This window comes from Ferruginibacter sp. (genome assembly GCF_031430955.1).
Taxonomy (GTDB): domain Bacteria; phylum Bacteroidota; class Bacteroidia; order Chitinophagales; family Chitinophagaceae; genus Ferruginibacter.
Genome location: NZ_JANPCM010000630.1, coordinates 1 through 2265, shown reverse-complemented (window position 1 = coordinate 2265; position 2265 = coordinate 1). Strand labels below are relative to the sequence as shown.

Below are 2265 nucleotides of genomic sequence, written 5' to 3'. Positions count from 1 at the left end.
TTATCGTAAAGACAAAAAATATCCTGATCGGCTATTGACAATTTAATACAAGCCCTGTTATTTTTACTGTCGTAAGTTGCAAATATTTTTTACCCACCCTAAAAGATATTTTTTCAAAATTCGGTTGTTCATTTGTCTCGGCAAATGACAACGCATTTTTTTAAATGTTGCTATATTAATTATGACGATGATTTTTTTCAAGATTTATACCAATTAGACACTGAAAGAATACTGTCAGCCTGAGCTTGTCGAAGGCGGGCTAACATTGCACCGGTTTCGACAAGCTCAACCTGACATTTTTTTAATCAGATAGATTCAATGTCTAATTGGTATTATTTATCTACAAGCTTCAACCATTCTTTAATAATTTTTTTTAAAATCTTTTCTTTTGCTTTAACATCCGCCATATCTTTTAATACTACAATCCTTCTTCCATCCTTATAATCGCCGGTTAATAATCCGTATGTATTTTTTACTTTTGCGCCACTGGGAAAAACCAGCATTATCTTTTCTTTAAAAAGATTAAACACCACTATTTCTCTTTTATATTCTTTTGGGTCAAAAGGCTTCATTTCTCCGGTATAATAAAAACTGGGGTTGTTCCATTTTATGTGTTCTCCAACAGATGCGTCGGCACTTAAAATGATTTTTCTGATGGCTTCAATAATTTTACCAAAGGCCGGGCCAAGTTTTTTTATATGTTGCGTTACCTGCTCCTCATCAGAAAGTTTAATTACTTTTGCCATTTTGAAATATTTTGAGAAAGTAATTTTTATTAGCCAAATATACTTTGCAAAATAATTAGTATTCTAGTTAGCGCAAAACTTTATTTAAATGTTTACCTGCCAAAATGGTAGTTTAAAAAAAAGTTCGTTCCTTTAATTAAAATCATAAAGCGAAAGATTGAATTATGAACGATAGCAGCACTAACAAATGGATATTGCCTGTAATTGTTGTTTCGCAATTTTTTTGCACCTCATTGTGGTTTGGAGGGAATGCCGTTATGCCCGACATTATAAAAAAATTTGCAGCAGCACCAGCTTTTTTAGCCAACCTTACCAGTGCGGTACAATTTGGTTTTATTACAGGTACTTTAGTTTTTGCATTGTTCACTATAGCCGATCGTTTCTCTCCTTCAAAAGTTTTTTTTGCATGTGCTGTTATTGCTGCGTTGCTTAATCTTGCAATAATCATACAGGGTATTTCTTCGGTAGAATTATTACTCTTCAGATTTTTTACAGGATTTTTTCTTGCAGGCATTTATCCGGTTGGGATGAAGATAGCATCAGATTATTATGAAAAAGGTCTGGGTAAATCGTTGAGCTTTTTAGTAGGTGCGTTGGTTTTAGGAACTGCCTTTCCTCATTTATTAAAAAGCATTACCGTACAATTTTCATGGAAGTATGTTATCTATTCCATCTCTGCACTCTCTGTACTTGGCGGATTATTGATGTTAGTTTTAGTTGCTGATGGCCCATATAGAAAGCAGGGACAGCAATTAAAATTTACAGCATTATTTGCAGGGTTCAAAAATAAAAATTTCAGGGCTGCAGCTGTTGGATATTTTGGCCACATGTGGGAGCTGTACACTTTTTGGGCATTTATACCGGTAATGTTAACTGCTAATAAAAATTATTATCACAACAGTTTAAATGTTTCTTTTTTTTCTTTTTTAATAATTACCTGTGGCGCTTTAGCATGTGTTGCAGGAGGTTTACTGTCCCAATATTTTGGTGCAAAAAAAATAGCCACCACCGCCTTGTTTTTATCCTCTTGCTGTTGCCTGCTTTCTCCGTTTTTTTTATTCAGCAGTTCGGTACCAATACTTATTGGTTTTTTATTTTTTTGGGGGCTGGTGGTTATTGCGGACTCTCCACTTTTTTCAGCATTAGTGGCACAAAATGTTCCTCAACAGTCGAGGGGCACATCGCTTACAATGATAACCTGCATTGGATTTTCAATAACAATTATCAGTATTCAATTACTAAACCTATTGGCTGATATTATTAATGCACAGTATATTTATATGATACTTGCAATTGGGCCTGCAGTGGGGCTTATTGCTTTGCTTAATAATAAAAAGACAAACCAACTTTGATTGTTGGTAGATAACCTGCCTCCAAAGATAATTTTGATTTAAATTGCAAAGACTTGGTTTAGTTTTTTACATTAAAAAATTATGATATAAAAAACTTATGAGCTCCGAATTTGAATTATCCTCTTTTTTTGAACTGACACCGGATCTTGTATGCATTGCAGGAAAAG

General features: G+C 33.9%; 2 protein-coding genes. One reads left to right on the top strand and one right to left on the bottom strand.

What is annotated here, in order from left to right:
* Positions 1–332: 332 nt before the first annotated feature.
* On the bottom strand, positions 333–746 hold the full coding sequence (locus ACY65O_RS17855; RefSeq protein ID WP_462222218.1) for a DUF1801 domain-containing protein: 414 nt from the start codon (positions 744–746) through the stop codon (positions 333–335).
* Between the two features lie 164 nt (positions 747–910).
* Between ACY65O_RS17855 and ACY65O_RS17850 the strand changes: the two genes are divergently transcribed.
* The gene (locus ACY65O_RS17850; protein ID WP_462222217.1) at positions 911–2098 is read left to right on the top strand and encodes an MFS transporter; all 1188 of its coding nucleotides are present in this window, start codon (positions 911–913) and stop codon (positions 2096–2098) included.
* Positions 2099–2265: the final 167 nt, after the last annotated feature.

What these genes read in the sequence shown, in the direction of transcription:
- ACY65O_RS17850 (WP_462222217.1), top strand. Translation starts at nt 911, where the DNA reads ATGAACGATAGCAGCACTAACAAATGGATATTGCCTGTAATTGTTGTT.
- ACY65O_RS17855 (WP_462222218.1), bottom strand. Translation starts at nt 746, where the DNA reads ATGGCAAAAGTAATTAAACTTTCTGATGAGGAGCAGGTAACGCAACAT.